This window comes from Solimicrobium silvestre (genome assembly GCF_002976435.1).
Lineage (GTDB): Bacteria > Pseudomonadota > Gammaproteobacteria > Burkholderiales > Burkholderiaceae_D > Solimicrobium > Solimicrobium silvestre.
Genome location: NZ_PUGF01000012.1, coordinates 1 through 17288 on the forward strand (window position 1 = coordinate 1; position 17288 = coordinate 17288).

The 17288-nt window shown below is 44.7% G+C and carries 17 protein-coding genes; 9 read left to right on the plus strand and 8 right to left on the minus strand.

Features of this window, described 5'->3' with window-relative positions; all coding sequences use genetic code 11:
* The first annotated feature begins 294 nt into the window (after positions 1-294).
* The 6 genes from S2091_RS12860 to cysM all read left to right on the plus strand — a co-directional run bounded on the left by S2091_RS12860 (position 295) and on the right by cysM (position 5588).
* Complete coding sequence (locus S2091_RS12860; RefSeq protein ID WP_105532352.1) at positions 295-600, plus strand: LapA family protein; 306 nt, start codon at positions 295-297, stop codon at positions 598-600.
* A gap of 50 nt (positions 601-650) precedes the next feature.
* Entirely contained in the window at positions 651-1826 is a 1176-nt protein-coding gene (gene lapB, locus S2091_RS12865; protein WP_105532353.1) for a lipopolysaccharide assembly protein LapB, read from the plus strand.
* A 28-nt stretch (positions 1827-1854) separates the two neighbouring features.
* A complete protein-coding gene (locus S2091_RS12870; protein WP_105532354.1) occupies positions 1855-3234 on the plus strand; it encodes a UDP-glucose dehydrogenase family protein in 1380 nt (459 codons plus the stop codon).
* An 8-nt stretch (positions 3235-3242) separates the two neighbouring features.
* On the plus strand, positions 3243-4169 hold the full coding sequence (gene rfaE1 / locus S2091_RS12875; RefSeq protein WP_105532355.1) for a D-glycero-beta-D-manno-heptose-7-phosphate kinase: 927 nt from the start codon (positions 3243-3245) through the stop codon (positions 4167-4169).
* 105 nt (positions 4170-4274) lie between these two features.
* Positions 4275-4601 carry a ComEA family DNA-binding protein gene (locus tag S2091_RS12880; RefSeq protein ID WP_105532356.1) on the plus strand — a complete coding sequence of 109 codons (327 nt, stop codon included), beginning with the start codon at positions 4275-4277 and terminating at the stop codon, positions 4599-4601.
* 84 nt (positions 4602-4685) lie between these two features.
* Positions 4686-5588 carry a cysteine synthase CysM gene (gene cysM / locus S2091_RS12885; protein WP_105532357.1) on the plus strand — a complete coding sequence of 301 codons (903 nt, stop codon included), beginning with the start codon at positions 4686-4688 and terminating at the stop codon, positions 5586-5588.
* A 125-nt stretch (positions 5589-5713) separates the two neighbouring features.
* On the opposite strand, the gene S2091_RS12890 is transcribed toward cysM, so the two are convergent.
* The 5 genes from S2091_RS12890 to S2091_RS12910 form a co-directional block, all read right to left on the minus strand.
* Positions 5714-6019, minus strand: coding sequence for a hypothetical protein (locus S2091_RS12890; RefSeq protein ID WP_105532358.1), 306 nt, complete (start codon positions 6017-6019; stop codon positions 5714-5716).
* Between the two features lie 399 nt (positions 6020-6418).
* Complete coding sequence (gene mltB, locus S2091_RS12895) at positions 6419-7507, minus strand: lytic murein transglycosylase B (RefSeq protein ID WP_105532359.1); 1089 nt, start codon at positions 7505-7507, stop codon at positions 6419-6421.
* A complete protein-coding gene (locus tag S2091_RS12900; protein ID WP_105532360.1) occupies positions 7477-9516 on the minus strand; it encodes a transglutaminase TgpA family protein in 2040 nt (679 codons plus the stop codon). Before S2091_RS12900 ends, mltB begins: the two co-directional genes overlap by 31 nt.
* A complete protein-coding gene (locus tag S2091_RS12905) occupies positions 9513-10484 on the minus strand; it encodes a DUF58 domain-containing protein (protein WP_105532361.1) in 972 nt (323 codons plus the stop codon). Before S2091_RS12905 ends, S2091_RS12900 begins: the two co-directional genes overlap by 4 nt.
* Complete coding sequence (locus tag S2091_RS12910; RefSeq protein ID WP_105532362.1) at positions 10484-11404, minus strand: AAA family ATPase; 921 nt, start codon at positions 11402-11404, stop codon at positions 10484-10486. The genes S2091_RS12905 and S2091_RS12910 overlap by 1 nt, the downstream gene beginning before the upstream one ends.
* A 132-nt stretch (positions 11405-11536) precedes the next feature.
* Between S2091_RS12910 and S2091_RS12915 the strand changes: the two genes are divergently transcribed.
* Both S2091_RS12915 and S2091_RS12920 read left to right on the plus strand, forming a co-directional pair.
* A complete protein-coding gene (locus S2091_RS12915; protein ID WP_105532363.1) occupies positions 11537-12463 on the plus strand; it encodes a histone deacetylase family protein in 927 nt (308 codons plus the stop codon).
* 34 nt (positions 12464-12497) lie between these two features.
* Positions 12498-13046, plus strand: a complete 549-nt coding sequence (locus tag S2091_RS12920; protein WP_105532364.1) for a cytochrome b — start codon at positions 12498-12500, stop codon at positions 13044-13046.
* Positions 13047-13590: 544 nt separating this feature from the next.
* Here the strand turns inward: S2091_RS12920 and S2091_RS12925 are convergent.
* The 3 genes from S2091_RS12925 to S2091_RS12935 all read right to left on the minus strand — a co-directional run bounded on the left by S2091_RS12925 (position 13591) and on the right by S2091_RS12935 (position 15920).
* Positions 13591-14208, minus strand: a complete 618-nt coding sequence (locus S2091_RS12925) for a response regulator transcription factor (protein WP_105532365.1) — start codon at positions 14206-14208, stop codon at positions 13591-13593.
* Positions 14205-15206 carry a sensor histidine kinase gene (locus S2091_RS12930; protein ID WP_243405414.1) on the minus strand — a complete coding sequence of 334 codons (1002 nt, stop codon included), beginning with the start codon at positions 15204-15206 and terminating at the stop codon, positions 14205-14207. The genes S2091_RS12925 and S2091_RS12930 overlap by 4 nt, the downstream gene beginning before the upstream one ends.
* 207 nt (positions 15207-15413) lie before the next feature.
* Entirely contained in the window at positions 15414-15920 is a 507-nt protein-coding gene (locus S2091_RS12935) for a DUF6622 family protein (RefSeq protein ID WP_105532367.1), read from the minus strand.
* Between the two features lie 396 nt (positions 15921-16316).
* Between S2091_RS12935 and ylqF the strand changes: the two genes are divergently transcribed.
* Positions 16317-17270 carry a ribosome biogenesis GTPase YlqF gene (gene ylqF / locus S2091_RS12940; RefSeq protein WP_105532368.1) on the plus strand — a complete coding sequence of 318 codons (954 nt, stop codon included), beginning with the start codon at positions 16317-16319 and terminating at the stop codon, positions 17268-17270.
* Positions 17271-17288: the final 18 nt, after the last annotated feature.

The following is a 17288-nucleotide window of genomic DNA, read 5'->3' on the forward strand; positions in this document are numbered from 1 at the left end:
GTGTTGTTAATATGCTTAATTAATATGATTTTATGGAAACTATTTGGCGTTATTTAACTATGAATGATGATTTAATTAAGCCTATTTTTCTATGGGGAATTAGCGCATTTATTTGTGTTAAATACGCGCAACATTAAAAACGTTTGAAAAGAAATGAAGTAAGTTTGGAATTGGAAGATTTTTGCTTAAAATAGCTGTAAAAACTGATCGGCGCACCAGACAACAAAACAGTTATTCGGCTTATTCACGTACAATGCCGTTTGTTAATAAATGTATTCGTAAAAAAGGTGTGCTATGAAAATTATTTCTAAAATTATCACGGTATTGTTGTTCGTTATTTTTTTTGGATTTGCTTTAAATAACACTGAAAGCGTAACATTACGTTTTTTTATGGGCTATGAATTCCCTGGCCCGCTGGTGTTGATGTTGTTGATTTTTTTCATTGCTGGCATTGTATTGGGCGTGTTTGCGATGTTGCCAACGTTGTTTAGACATCGTCGTGATTTATCTAAGCATAAAAAAAATCTGACAGCAATGGAACAAGAAGTCACAAAATTACAAACCGAAAACAGTCGCCCTCCGCAACCGGATAGCGTTTAAAAGCTTGGTTGCTTTCTGATTTATAAAAATATTTAAAAAAATAAACTCAAATGGAATTTGAAATTTGGTGGTTGCTGTTCATCCCGGTATTTTTTATATTGGGCTGGGTAGCTGCGCGCGTTGATATTAAGCAATTGTTATCTGAGTCACGCAGTTTGCCGCGTGGTTATTTTAAAGGACTTAATTTTTTACTTAATGAACAGCACGATAAAGCGATTGATGCTTTTATTGAAGTGTTAAAACTCGACCCGGAAACGGTCGATTTGCATTTTGCTCTAGGTAATTTATTCCGTCGTCGCGGCGAGACTGAGCGTGCAATTCGGGTGCATCAGAACTTATTGGTCAGACCTGATTTGCCGCTGGAACAGCAAGGACAGGCTAATTATGAGTTGGGGCAAGACTATCTTAAAGCTGGTTTACTGGATCGCGCCGAAGAAACTTTTGGCCTGCTAATCAATTCAACGTACAGCGTTCAAGCTAGGCGTGCCTTGCTGGAAATTTACCAGCGTGAAAAAGAGTGGATGCGCGCTATTGATGCAGCGATTGCATTGCAAGAGTCTGGTGCGGGAACCAGACAAAAAGAGATCGCTCAATTTTATTGCGAATTGGCACAAGATGAAATCTTGAATGCACATACCAACGTTGCCGTTGAATGGTTAGAAAAAGCGCATGCAACTGATCGTAGTAATGTGCGGGCCACGATACTTCGCGGTGATATCTATCTGGCTGAAAATCAACCTGAAAATGCACTGCAAACCTGGCGTCGGGTCGAGCAACAAAGTGCACCTCATGTTTCCTTGGTGGCGCAACGGATCATGGATGTTTATAGCTCTTTATCGCGTGCGCAAGAGGGCATCAATGTACTAAAAAATTATTTGGAACAAGCACCATCTATCGATTTGCTAGAAGTGCTGTATCAGGCAAGTTTGGAAGTAGAAGGGCGTGAAGCTGCTACGCAAATTGTGCTGGAAGAAGTACGGCGCACTCCAACTTTGTTAGGCTTGGATAAGTTGCTGGATGCGCGCATGTTATATGTGGCGCCAGATCGGTTGCAAGAATTAGCGATGGTCAAAAATTTGGTGCATGGCTATGCAAAAAAATTAGCGCGTTATCAATGCTCACATTGTGGATTTAAGGCGCGTCAATTCTATTGGCAATGCCCAGGGTGCAATCGCTGGGAGACCTATCCTCCGCGCCGTACTGAAGAATTAAATGTAATGAACTAGTCGAATAAGAATATTAGTTAGGGAAAAAATGAAAATTACAATTATTGGCACAGGCTATGTTGGCTTGGTGACTGGCGCCTGTTTAGCCGAGCTAGGTAATGATGTGCTTTGCCTTGATCTCGATGCAAATAAAGTAGCTATTTTAAATAATGGCGGTATCCCAATTCATGAACCAGGTTTAGATGTCATCGTTGCAGCTAATCGGGCTAATGGCCGATTGAAGTTTACAACTGATGTCGCAGCCAGCGTGGCGCATGGCGATATTCAATTTATCGCTGTAGGAACTCCACCGGATGAAGATGGCTCAGCTGATTTGCAATACGTGTTGGCTGCAGCAAAAAATATTGGCAAGTATATGCAGGGCTTCAAGGTTGTCATCGATAAGTCAACGGTGCCCGTAGGGACTGCTGAAAAAGTAAGTAAAGTGATTGCCGCTGAACTAAGTCAGCGTAACGCTAAAGAATGTAGTTTTTCGGTAGTATCTAATCCCGAATTTCTTAAAGAAGGCGCTGCAGTCGAAGACTTTATGCGCCCAGATCGTATTGTGATTGGCAGCGATAATGATGCAGTTGGTTTACATGCCAAAGCGCTGGTGAAGCAGTTATACACGCCATTTAACCGTAATCGTGAACGTACTTACTGGATGGATGTGCGTTCGGCTGAGTTCACTAAGTACGCTGCTAATGCCATGTTGGCGACACGTATCTCATTTATGAATGAATTAGCCAATTTGGCTGATTGCGTCGGGGTGGATATCGAAGCGGTGCGGCATGGTATTGGTTCAGATCCACGGATAGGCCATAGTTTTTTATATGCCGGTTGTGGATATGGCGGTTCATGTTTTCCAAAAGATGTGCAGGCATTAGAAAGAACTGCACGTGAATACGATCAAGATTTATTGATTTTGCGTGCGGTTGAATCAGTCAACGATAATCAAAAACAGGTACTAGGTAAAAAAATAATCGCTCGTTTTGGTGAGAATTTAGCAGGACATCATTTTGCGTTGTGGGGCTTGGCATTTAAACCGAATACCGATGATATGCGCGCAGCTTCTTCACGCGTCTTGTTGCGTGAACTGTTGAGTCGTGGTGCAACTATTTCCGTACATGATCCGGTTGCGATGGATGAAGCACGTCGCGTTCTGGCGCTTGACTTTGCAGATCAACCTGAGCAATTGGCACGCATTACTTATGTGAGCAATCCGATGGATGCAACTAATAAAGCCGATGCTCTACTGATCGTCACAGAATGGAAAGCATATCGCAGCCCTGATTTTTCCCAATTAAAATCGCAATTGAAAAATCCGATTATTTTTGATGGACGTAATTTGTTTGATCCTCAGGATATGACTGATCTAGGCATTGAATACCATGGCATAGGTCGTTCGGTGTTAACCCAAGCCAAATAGATTTAAATATGAACAAACTTAAATTAAAAAGCAGCAGTATGTTAGTGGTTGGCGATGTGATGCTGGACCGGTATTGGTTTGGTGAAGTGAATCGTATTTCACCTGAAGCTCCAGTTCCCATTGTGCGCATAGATCGTCGCGAAGAGCGCTTAGGTGGTGCTGCGAACGTGGCAAGAAATGCGGCGGCGCTTGGTATTACTACTTCCCTGCTTGGTGTCGTTGGCGAAGACGAGGCTGGAAATATTGTAGAAGGCCTGTTGCGCGATTCGCAAATTAATAGTTATTTGAACCGCGATAAACATATTTCCACCATTATTAAATTGCGCGTTATTGGGCGTCAGCAGCAGCTAATACGGGTGGATTTTGAAGAGGCGCCAACGGAAGGCGTGTTGCGTGACAAATTAAGCCAATACAACACCTTGTTACCTGAACATAATGTGGTGATTTTGTCTGATTATGCCAAAGGTTCTTTGGTGAACGTGCGTGACATGATCGCTTCCGGCATTGCGCTGAAAAAAACCATTTTGGTTGATCCTAAAGGCTCTGATTTTGCTCCATACACAGGTGCTTCAATACTTACGCCGAACAAGTCTGAATTGCGTCAAGTAATCGGCGATTGGAAAAGCGAAGCTGAGTTGACTGAGAAAGCGCAAAATTTACGCCGCCATTTAAATATTCAAGCGTTACTGGTGACTCGTTCTGAAGAGGGAATGAGTTTATATACCGAAGGTTTGACGCACCATGTGCCGACGATGGCGCGTGAAGTGTTTGATGTCTCCGGTGCAGGCGATACGGTTATCGCTACCTTGGGCGCAATGTTAGCCTCAGGTAAAGATTTACTTGAAGCAGTAGAGATTGCCAATCGGGCGGCCGGTATTGTCGTCGGCAAATTAGGTACCGCAACTGTCACACATGATGAACTGTTTCCAAAATAATTACTAATATAGCTAACTTTTTCCGTGTAAATATGCTAAGTTTGTTGGCGTAGTTGTTGGTCCACGAGAGAAGGTTCGTTATTAATGTAATTTCAGGAGATTGTCATGTTTAAAAAGTTTCTGTTTGCCGTTTTTGCTTTAGTGATTTCAATGAGCATTGCTATTGCTGCAGTCGATGTGAATAAAGCCGATCAAGCTGGTCTGGATGGTATTAAAGGAATTGGCCCTTCGACCTCTAAAGCTATTCTTGCAGAGCGTAGTAAGGGTGAATTTAAAGATTGGGCTGATTTTGAAAAGCGTGTTAAAGGTATTGGTGGTAAGAAATCAATTAAATTGTCTAAAGCAGGTTTAGTTGTGAATGGTCAGTCAAAAGCTGATGCTCCTGCAAAAAATGCTACTGCAGCAGGAAGCAATAGCGCAGTTAAGAAATAGTTTTTCAAATTAGTGTAAAGTAAAACCCCAAGGGCAACCTTGGGGTTTTTGTTTAAGTCAGCGATTAGTGCTATAGGGAATATCATGTCATACATGACAATTGAAGATACGATCGGGAACACGCCATTAGTGCAGTTAAAACGTATTCCGAGTAATTTGGCAACGCAGCGGAATAATATTATTTTGGCTAAGCTGGAAGGTAATAACCCTGCCGGTTCTGTTAAAGATCGTCCTGCATTGTCAATGATATTAGCTGCCGAAAAGCGCGGCCAAATTAAACCTGGTGATACATTAATTGAAGCCACAAGCGGCAATACCGGCATTGCGTTAGCTCTGGTCGCTGCGATGCGTGGCTACAAAATGACATTGCTGATGCCTGAAAATTTAAGCGTTGAACGCCGTCAAAGCATGGCGGCTTATGGAGCGCAAATTATTTTGACGCCTAAAACCGGCGGCATGGAATATGCGCGTGATTTAGCTGAAAAAATGCAAGCTGAAGGGCAGGGCGTTATCCTTGATCAATTCGCTAATCCTGATAATCCTTTGGCGCATTACACCGGAACTGGTCCAGAAATCTGGCGCGATACTAACGGCGCTGTGACGCATTTTGTTAGTGCAATGGGTACTACTGGCACCATCATGGGTGTTTCCAGTTATTTAAAAGAGCAAAATTCTCAAATTCAAATTATTGGCGCGCAACCTGAGGAAGGCTCGCAAATTCCTGGCATTAGAAAGTGGCCGGAAGCTTATTTGCCTAAAATTTTTGATGCAGCACGAGTAGATCAGGTCATCTCGGTTAGTCAGGCAAATGCCGAACATATGGCGCGAAAATTAGCGATTGAAGAGGGAATTTTTGCTGGGGTTTCTTCTGGCGGTGCATGTGATGTAGCATTGCGACTAGCAGAAACAGTGGAGAATGCGACGATTGTATTTATCGTGTGTGACCGCGGTGATCGCTATTTGTCGACAGGAATTTTTCCTGCTTAATGCAGAATTACAAAATTAAATTCGGAGCCAGAATTTAGGCTCAGCATTTTAATTTCATACTTAGACATCGTATACGACACAAGCAGGCCTAAAGCCTGCTTGTGTTTTTTTTGTATTGCAACAAATTATTCTGTGCCGTCTGCTTTTGGCTTGAACTGTTTGTCGCTGATACGAAACTTCGCACGACGATCACCCATCAAAGCGCGCAAATCTTTAATACTCAAATCGCTGATTTCATGCATGCGAATGAGTAATGATGCGCCAACTGGCAAACGACGGTGACGAATTTTACTAATCACTGGAGGAGCAACTTCCAAAGCTCTGGAAAGCGCTGCGTCATTTTTTAAATGCAATTGTTTAATGAGAGTATCTAGAAGATTGTTTGGGTCGTAATCAATCTCATCGGACTCAAGTTCTAAGAGGTTAGTCATATTTATCCTATTCTGTTGTTTGTTAAGTTTGTCGATGTAATCTTATTACACAATTATTAGTTAGTAATTGTGTAAGATTATATCGTGTTTTACATTGTTTCTATTAAATTAAACGTAAACAATTGCTAAAACATGTTGCTCTTATATTTTCAAATGGCAATTAAATGTGATTTCAATAATAATGTAGAAGATTTTATTTATAAATGCAAACTAAAAAATCATTATTGTTGAAGAAACTTACTTTTAGTGTTTCCTGTCGGTAAATTTTGCTATTTGGCATTATAACTAAATTTAATTCAATTTCCACAAACTTGGTTTCTTTTCGGAAATCATTTGATTTTGAAGTAGAACTTAACGTCTAATTTTTGTTAAATTGATGTATTTAAGCAACATTTATAGTCATTGGCATGGGTTGTTTGCATTCCGTGCCGTGCAAACTGCTTTCCCAAGCTCAATTACTGACATAGCGTAAAAATAACTTCGGTTATATTTCGTTATAGCAAAGAAATTATGAGTAGCCAACCAATATTCAGTAGAATTTTCACCATTTTGTAAATCTATTAAGCCGTACAGAGGTTGCGTCGGAGTATTTTTTTGAGTTGGTACGGCGACATCAGCAAGTTGTTGAAGTGTATACGTTGCATTTAATTCTTTGGCAATCATCAGTTCTGGACGATCGTTAGTAATTGTTGCCGGGAACGCCATAGGTAACCCTGTTTCCCATCCGTGCTGAACCAAAAAATTAGCGACGCTGCCGATGGCATCTTCTGGGCTATTGCGTAAATCTATTTTTCCAGCGCCATCAAAATCGACGCCATATTGCCGAATACTGGATGGCATGAATTGCGGCCAGCCAATAGCGCCGGCGTAGGAGCCGAGTAAGCTGAAGGGATCAATGCCAGACTCTCTGGCGTACAACAGACTTTGTTCTAGTTCACCTCGGAAATACGCCATGCGGGCTTCTTTGTTGGCGATATCTGGGTAGGCAAAACCTAATGTGCTAAGTACATCGACAACGCGGAATTTACCGACGTTTTTACCGAAAACAGTTTCAACGCCAATAATGCCGACGATGATTTGTGCCGGTATTCCATATTGTTTTTCAGCCCGGTTCAATGCTTCTGCATACTTATTCCAAAATTCTACGCCTGCTTTGATGCGGATCGGTTCGACGAAACGTGCGCGATATGCCTGCCAGTTTTTCGGTTTGGTGATGGGCGCAGGTTTAATTAGCTGGATACTTTGTGCATTAAATTGTACTTTACTAAAAACAAGTTCGAGTTCAGCGCGGGTGAAGGCGTGCCTGGTTACCATGTAATCAATAAACTCATTTACTTCTTTTGAGTTGTTAAAATCAATGGATGCAGCATCTACAACATTAACGCTTATCGTTTTTGGATCATCTGCAAACACGGGCATAGAGCAGAGTAATGACGCTAAAGTAATAAGCAGCGCAGCTAAACGGGGGAGGGCTTGAGTTGAAGGCATAGTTTTAAAAGCATTTTTAAAGTGAGTATATGGCTTGAATTGTAACTCTTTCCGTATTTGCACTTGGTATATAGCGTTAAAAAATCCGCTAATTCTTTTTTATTATGAAAAACCAATTGCAAACGTTGTCCATAATCACGAGCTCCTTCGTGCTGCATACGCGGATAACCTTGCCTGCTCATATATTGGCAAAATGTAATATACAACTTATCTAAGGGGCTATGGACGGTTTTTTTGCCTAACAGTAATAGTGATAAGGCAGCAACCACTAAACTGGCTGCAATCATCATTGCAACGCCTAATTGCGTTGCTTGAGGGTGTTCGATGCCACTCAATGTGGAAAGTAAGTTTTTTTGTTTGTCTAAATTGTAATTTAGTGCCCATAAATTCCAGGCACTGTTTGTTGCATCCCATCTTAACCGTGCTTCCTTGGCTAAATTGGATAGCCATGTCTGCTGATTAAAGTTAAGCAGATTAGAGAAGTTGCGATTTGGGAAACTGCCATTAAGGCCATGTTCGACACGATTAGGTGCAACTGCAGCGGTCGGGTCAAAGCGAACCCAGCCATGTGCTTCTAGCCAAATTTCTGCCCAGGCGTGCGCGTCAGATTGTCTTACTGTCATTAATCCATCAATCGGATTAACTTCCCCGCCTTGGTATCCGGTAACGACTCGGGCTGGAATGCCCATAGCTCTCATCACCACCACAAAAGCACTCGCATAATGTTCACAAAAGCCAGCCTGTGTGCCAAACATAAAATCATCGACTTGATTAACGCCTAATGGCGGTGGCGCTAGTGTGTATCTGAATGGCTGTTCGCGGAAAAAACGCAGTACTAAGTTAGCTAGCTGTGCAGGATCGGTGCTTTTCTGGCGAAATTGTTGGGCCCATTGAAGGGTTAATGGGTTGTAGCCATTGGGAAGTAGTAATGATTGGCGTTCTGCTGCCATGCGCTCAGAAAGTGAGGCAGGAGGAGCGGTATTCATGTTGGCAGTATTGCTTAGGTTACTGGTAATCGTGTAGCGGATGCGCTCTTGAATTGGGCTGCTACTGCGCATTTCCCAATAGCGGGTAAGTGTGCTGTTTAGTTCTGTTGAGCCAGTGATGCTGGTCGGACGGTCAAGCCCAAATAGCCAGCGCTGATTATGCGGCTCCATGATTATTTCTTGCGTAACCTGCCGGCCATGTGCTGGGGGCGTGGATTCTTGCTGCGCAGGGGCAGAAACAGAACTGGCGCTCCAGCGTTTTCCGTTAAATGTATCAAGCACAATTGCGCGCCAATACAGCTGTGATGGGGCTGGTGTTGTGCCCAAAAATTTAACCCGAAATGCAATCTGATCAGACAGAGCAAGTTCTGCTACATTGCCGGGCTCCATGCTGTCCGATAATCCGGTGATGCCGCCGGAATTACCTTGTTGTTTTCCCCATAGTGGCCCTTGAATACGTGGGAAAAGCAGGAAGAAAATCAAGGCCAGCGGAATCGCCAAACCTACAATTTTAAAGCCGCTAGCTAGCCGTTTCGGGAATGACGGCGTTAATTGGTAATATTGGAAAGTGAGTTGCGCACTGATCAGCAAGCAAATGCACAGTAATAAATACATAGCCGTTAATAGGCTTTGGGAATAGAGTAGTTGCCCCACTAATAAAAAATAACTGGCAAAAATAACAGCGACTGCATCGCGGCGCGCATGCATTTCCAGCATTTTTAAACAGGCTAGAACAATCAAAAATGCGATCCCCGCATCTTTACCTAACCACGTATGAAAATGCAGGTACACAGCAGTTAATAGAAGCGCAGAAATAAGTGTAAGCAGCCATTTTTTCGGCATGACTTGCCCACGTAACGTGATCCATACTCGCCATGCGATGAGCAAGCCAGCTATAGCGTTGATCCATGTTGGACTATGTTCAGTAAAAGGTAATAACACCATGGCACAAGCAAAAATCAGTAGCAAGGCGTCGGTTTTATCTCGCGGTAACGCGGCGATGCGTTGTATGAGCGAGGTCATCGGTTTTCCCCTATGCCGAATAGGGCAAGGGCTGTTAAGCAGCAGCGTTGATGATCCTCACCCGAATTGAGTGCAAATTGTTCAGCTCCAAGTTTAAACGCGTAACTTACCTGCTCTTGTTCTGCCTTCAGTAACCAGGCACATAAACGAGAGAGTTTTTGCTCAGCTCCGAACTGGAGAGGAAGGTCGTCAAAGTCCAGTACGCAAATTTTTTTTAACCCGCCTTCAAAATGCTTACTGAGTAATACCTCGTTGCCCCCTGCACTTTGGCGCGCCATTTGCCTCCAGGCCAATTGTTTTAGCGAATCCCCCACTTGATAATTACGGACGCCACTAAACTCATCTTGTCCTGCCGTCAATTCGTGGCCACTTGCGCTCATTGCAGCATAAGGCAGCGGTGGGGGATTTAGTTCTGGTGCGGGATATACGAGGATTTTCTGTGTGGTTTTCCAATAAGACCATGCATTTAACAGGCCAAAGGGAAACGATGTTTGCAGGCGAATGCGAGGGCATGGCATCCAGCCGCGCTGCGTTGTTTGTGTAGCGAGCGTCATACTATGGCTGCTGTGTTCAGGAATATCCACCATTTGCATGGATGATTTATCAAACCCAATGGCAATAGCGTAACGCGCGCGTTTTGAATGATTGTTTAAGTGGACGCTGAAATGGGCTAGTTCGCCTGAAAATACGGCGGGACTGCCTGATGCATCCAGCCCTAATCCGGCTAAATTCCGGAATGTAAGCAGTATGCCCAGCCATGCACAACTGATTAAGATGAAATCTAAGGCATAGCCCAAATTCAGGCCGTAATTGATCGCGGTAATAAATATCGACAGCAACATTAATCCGTAAATTAAACCGGCTTTGCTGGGTAAAATATAAACCCGCTGTCGGTCCAAAATCAATTCTTTGCTGCTTGCAGCCGGATGCTGCCAAAAAATGATTTTACGTTGTATGTTGTCCAGCATCAGAGCGCAACTTGTTTGAGTAATTTGGATAATAAAGCCTGGCTCGACATGGTGTTACCTGAGGTTGATGCCAAGGGATGCAGGCGATGCGCCGCAACCGCAATAAATACTGCCTGCACATCTTCAGGAATAACATGGTCACGCCCCTCTAATGCGGCCCAGGCGCGTGCGGCCTGTAATAGAGCTAATCCTGCCCGGGGGCTTAAGCCAGCGGTAAACAGTCCGTTACGACGTGTCTCTAATATGAGCTTTTGTAAATAATCAAGTAGCGAGGCAGAGCAATGAATGTGTTTGATTGCTTGTTGCGCCGCCATTAATTCGTGCGCCTGCATTATTTTTGGTAATTTTTGCAGCATGGAGCGCCGATCATCACCCATTAATAATGCACGTTCCGCGGCGGCGTCCGGGTAGCCCAATGAAATACACATTAAAAAGCGGTCGAGTTGCGATTCCGGAAGCGGAAACGTGCCGACCTGATGCAGTGGGTTTTGCGTTGCGAGTACAAAAAAGGGCTGAGGTAAAGCGTGGGTTGTGCCTTCAGCGGTTACCTGCCGTTCTTCCATCGCTTCAAGCAAGGCTGATTGCGTTTTTGGTGTGGCACGATTAATCTCATCAGCGAGCAGTACTTGGGTAAATATAGGGCCGGGGTGAAACATGAAGCTGTTTTTTTCGCGCTCAAAAATAGATATTCCGATTACGTCAGCGGGCATTAAATCACTGGTAAATTGTAGCCGATTCATTTGTAAACCTAGCGTAATTGCCAATGCATGTGCCAGCGTAGTTTTGCCAACGCCGGGAATGTCTTCAATCAGCAAATGGCCGCCAGCTAACAGGCATACCAGTGCTTGCCTGATTTGAATCGGTTTGCCAACGATGATTTGATTAAGCTGCTCGGCAGCCGCATGCAATTTAGAAAACATGGAAACACCTTTTAATTATATTTGCTGCATTTTATGCGAAAATTGCTGTTAGATTCATTGTGAACATCCTAATACAACACCTGCAACGCTTCGCCCGTAATACTTCACTCCATAACTTGACGAGCCTTTATCATGACAACCGCGTTTTACACTCATCCTGCTTGCAAGCTGCATGAAATGGGTGCAGATCATCCCGAGTCTCCTCTTAGATTAAGCACGATTGATGATTATTTAATCACCAGCCGGATCGATGATTTAGTCCTGCATTGTGAGGCGCCGTTAGCGACGGAAGATGAGTTGGCCCTTGTGCATACGCGCGGCACGATTGCGCGCATTAAAGAGCATACGCCAGAGTTTGGTTATTATCCTCTCGATGGCGACACGTTATTAAATCCATCCAGTTGGACTGCGGCACGCGCAGCAGCAGGTGCCGCAATCGCGGCGACCAAGGCGGTATTGGACGGGGAAGTTGAAAACGCCTTTTGCAGTATTCGGCCTCCCGGGCATCATGCTACGCCAGACGAGGCGATGGGCTTTTGTCTGTTTAATAACCTCGCTTTAGCGGCTAAACATGCGTTAGACGTTCATGGTTTGGAGCGTATTGCGATTGTTGATTTTGATGTGCATCACGGTAATGGCACTCAAGCAGTGTTTGAAAATGACCCAAGAGTGTTAATGGTGAGTTTCTTCCAGCATCCGTGTTATCCCTACTCGGGGACGGAATTTATTTCAAAAAATATGCTCAATTTGCCGGTGCCTGCGTATACTGACGGCGCATTAATTCGCTCGTTGGTTGAGCAGCATTGGCTGCCAGCCTTGCATGCGCATCAACCGCAAATGATTTTTATCTCGGCCGGATTTGATGCGCACCGTGAGGATTTGATAGGTCAATTAGGTTTGGTTGAGGCAGATTATGCGTGGATAACAATGCAAATTATGCAGATTGCTAAACAATATTCCTTTAGTCGGGTGGTCAGTTGCCTGGAGGGTGGCTACAACACATCGGCACTGGGGCGTAGTGTGGTTGCACATATTAAAGTGTTGGCTGGGTTGGACTGAAAAACTACTATTTATTTAACTGGAGAAGAAAAAGATGGCATATTTAAATACCAAAGAACGCTACGGTTCCCTTTCTATTGGGTTGCATTGGTTGATGTTGTTGGTGTTGGCGGGTGTGTATACCTGTGTTGAGTTACATGACTTCTTCCCGAAAGGAAGTGAAATGCGCAGCGGTTTAATGACATGGCATTTTTCGCTGGGCGTTACAATATTTTTGTTGGTTTGCGTGCGCTTGGTGTTGCGCGTTATTGCGCCGGAACCTGTGATTAAACCTGCTATCACAGTATGGCAAAAATGGTCTGCCAAATTGATGCATTGGGCTTTGTATTTGTTAATGATTGGTATGCCGATTGCAGGTTGTTTAGGGCGCGCTGCGGCAGGTAAAGTTACCTATTTTTTTGGTATAGCGTTGCCGTCGTTAATCGGCCCAAATAAAGAATTAGCGGAAACTATATTTGATTGGCATGAGACGATAGGTAACCTTGGTTATTTTTTGATTGGTGCGCATGCGTTGGCGGCTTTGTTTCATCATTATGTGCAGCGGGATAATACATTGGTGCGGATGTTGCCTAAGCGGGGGTAGGGTTTGATTAGATTTATTCAAAGGTACGGGATTTATTTTACGAACTACTTTTGATAATTGGGGACTGGTAGATCGTGGGTAGCCGCCAGTCTACCACCGACCTACAAGCCATAAATTAACTCCGAAAGTAATTCAAAAACAAGCCGTTTATCAACCAGCTTTGTCATATTCTCAAATTCAAAGATGATATTGCTCTGACTTATATTAATCAACCAAAATGACAAACTTAAGGCTTGGGGCCGGTGGTAGACCGGCAACTACTCACTTTTTTTGCTTCGCCAAAAAAAAGTAAGCAAAAAAAGGCGACCACGCTGTTTCGGAAACCCCGATTATTTAACGGAAAAATGGGAAAAGTTCGAAACTCGCTGCGCTCAAACAACGAACCTTTCTTATCCATTTTTCAGTTAAATAACCGGCCGAACCAGAAGTGGAGGTAGGTCAAAATCAACACCCACTTCAAAAACAACTTCAACACCAACATCAACATCAACTTCAGTAAGCGTTGATCAATGCGATATGCGTTAGTTACAAAATGTCGCCATTCCTACAGCCATCCCGCATCACGAGCTAATCGAAACGCTTCCACGCGGGTGTTCGCGTTGAGTTTACTTATCGCTTCGGATAAATAATTGCGTACCGTACCTTCCGATAAATGGATCAGTTTGGCGATTTCAGCACTGCGTTTTCCTTCGCCAGCTAATCGCAATACCTGTCGTTCGCGCTCGTTGAGCGGATCTTGTGCGCCACTCCAACTCTCTATAGCAAGCTCTGGCGCAATCGCTCGGCCTCCTGCATGCACCGTGCGTATTGCGGCGGCTAGGGTTTCGGAGGGTGCATCTTTGAGTAAATAACCGCGTACCCCGGCGCTTAAAGCCCGGCGTAAAAAGCCGGTGCGGGCAAAGGTAGTGACGATTAACACTTTGCTTGGCAGAGCTAGTTCTTGCAGCTTGCTTGCTAATTCAAGTCCTGTCATGAGCGGCATTTCGATGTCGGTCATGATGATGTCCGGTAATAAGGTTTGCGCCATCGCGAGTGCTTCTTTCCCATTGCGCGCCATACCAACAATATCCAGATCCGGTTCGAGCTTGAGAAGCGCACTTAGCGCGCCTAATACCAGTGCCTGATCTTCTGCAATGAGGACGCGTATTGTAGGAGAACTCATAGGGCAACTCCCATTGGAATGAATAGCTGTAACGCCAAGCCATTATTGACCTTTAAGGCTAGCCTGCCGCCAGTTGCGTTGACGCGCTCATGCATGCCGATCAGTCCATTTCCTTGTTGAATCGCCGCCACATTTTTCACTCCTACGCCATTGTCTTGTATTTGCAGCACAATAAAATCCATTTCTAATTCAAGCTTAATTTCGCAGTGGGTTGCATTGGCATGCCGCACTATATTGGTGACGGCTTCGCGCAAAGTTAGAGCTAGTACATTCTCCGTTGCGGCTGTTAACGGTAGCGTCTGGATTTGTGTGGAGAGCTGAATATTAGCGGCGCTTAAGCAGTTACGGGCGTTATTCAGTTCATGTGAAAAACCAACCTGTCGATAACCACTCACTGCTGAGCGCACCTCGCTCAGGGCGTGGCGCGCACTGTTTTCAATATCCTTGATTTCTTGCTGACATGCTTGCACATCACGTGCTAGTAATTTCCCGGCTAATTCCGCTTTGAGCGTGATGAGGGATAAGGTATGACCAAGTAAATCATGTAAATCGCGTGAAATACGTTCGCGTTCTGCAATCGTCGCCATGTGCGCTACTTCTTCCTGGGTTCGCAGTAATTGTTCGCGTGAACGCTTTAAGTTGGACTGCAGGATATTGGTAGCGCCGACTGAAATTGAGACGATGAGTGACGGGAACCAAAAATTTGACGGCAAATGAAACGTCAGTACTACCACGCCAAGTATAGCTAACACAATGGCGAGCATGCCAAATGCCAAGCGGGACTGCTCAATCCGGGAACATAGTGCTGCAGAAAAAATGAAGAAAACCGAAGCGCCGAAATTGGTCGGGGCCCATAACACGCCCAGCATGCACACACTCAAAATGAAAAAAACCGAGCGTAAATTTTTCACCCACAGGCTGCCAAAATACAATGGTACGAACACGACTATAGTTAGCCAGAACAAAACGTTTTCGCTGATACTTGGAGTAGTAAACAAGTATTTCCAAGCAAAAAAAACTAGCATGAGCAACCAAAAATAAGGTGCTTTGCCATGATATTTAGGCACCCACGGTCCGGTTAATATTCGTTTTAATTCATGCATGTTGTTTTGTGCTCGTGAGCGTTTAGATGGGAAGTTAGCCCTCATTTTAGCGATACTCTTGCAATGCCGCAGCATTATTAATGGGAGGCGCGCCCGTTACTCTTAGCTTGCTATCAGCGTCCCTGTTTGTGAACGGGCAGCATGGCCGATGTAGAGTGATCTGGCAAAGAATGTACCGCTGAATACGCCGAAGCAGAAGCTGGCAATGACCGGGAATGCGGGAGTATTCGCTAGCATTGCGTGGCTGGCGATCATGAATGCAACAATGAATTTGGTCACAAAAATAGACATCATTAATCCAAGCGGTAGCCAGCTGCCCGGCACCACTACATGGCCGCTGATGGTATGTCGTGTTACACCTCGACCATGCTGGAGTTTAGAATTTACTGCCAGTGCAGCACCAGCACCAATTATCCATGCACCAAATGCCAGCGAGCTACCGAAAGCGGTCCAGACGCTATACAGCGACAGTATTACCATTGCGAAAGGCAGGATCGTGAGGCGTGCCATGGAAACTTCTCTGGTTTTGCTCTGCGCATAACCGAGGTATAGCAATGTGAAGAATAAGAAAAATACCCAGGTTGGTATCATTTGCAGTAGTTGGCTCATGTGAATCGCTCCGTTTTTTAGTGGTAAAGGTTAGAGGGGACAACGGAATGAAGTTTGCTGGAATTGGATCGGTTTAAACAGAGTCACTTGTCAGCAATTTAAAGTGACAAATGTCATATTGATGGCGATAGAAATTTTTAAACATACAGGGGGAGTATATAAACGGCTGGCATAAAGCCGTAAAATGCACGAAATATAGGTGGGTAAAAGATTGCTTTTTACGGCTTTGAGATAGCCAATTACGTATTAAAACGTGCAATATCGTTAATATTGATGCCAATAATCTCTTAAAAACACGGCAATATCGCACTATTTAGCGCCATAAAACCAAACAAAGAACTCGATTTCCACATAAATCCGTACAATAGCGGTTTGATTTTGCTATAGAAGAAACGCATGTCCATACAATGGTTCCCCGGTCACATGAATGCCGCCCGCAAAAAAGCGGCGGAAACCATGGAAAACACCGACCTCGTCATCGAAGTACTCGATGCGCGGATCCCGCAAGCGAGCTGCAATCCGATGGTGGAGCAGTTGCGCAATTTTCGGCAACGTCCTTGCCTCAAAATTCTAAATAAAAGCGATCTGGCCGATCCAGACTCAACAGCCGCTTGGCTGGCTTTTTACAACGCCCAAAAAGGCGTTAAAGCCGTCGCGTTGAGCTGCAAAAAGCCGGCGGATGTCGCAAAAATTACTGGCTACTGCCTGGCTTTGGCACCGCATCGCGCAGTGCCAACCAAGCCGTTGCGCATGATGATTATGGGAATTCCCAATGTCGGCAAATCCACCATGATGAATGCGCTGCTCAAAAAACGCGTAGCGCCAGTGGGTGATGAACCAGCGGTGACTAAGGTGCAGCAACGTTTATACCTCGGTAAAAACATGATTTTGACCGATACTCCGGGTATGTTGTGGCCAAAAATTGCACATCCAACCGACGGTTTAATGTTAGCCGCCAGCCATGCGGTGGGCGTGAATGCCTTGATCGAAGAGGAAGTTGCTACGTTTTTGGCTGAACTGGTGTTGCAGCGTTACCCGCAATTTTTGGTAGCTCGCTACGGCATGAACACGGACGGCATTGATGCGGTGAGTGTGATTGAAGGCGTGGCTAAAAAACGTGGTTATCGTTTAAAAGGTGGCGAGTGGGATTTTGAAAAAGCTGCGCACACTTTGTTGCTCGATTATCGCAGTGGTGCATTAGGTCGGGTCAGTTTGGAAACGCCGCAAAGCCGTGAAATTTTGCTGGCCAATTATGTGCCGCCGGTGTTGTTAGGGCAGGGCAAAGTGACCGATACCGAAGTCGGAGAGCAAGGTCGCGATACTATCTTTACTGATTCAGGCCGCGAGTAAACTGACGCTATTCCAGTT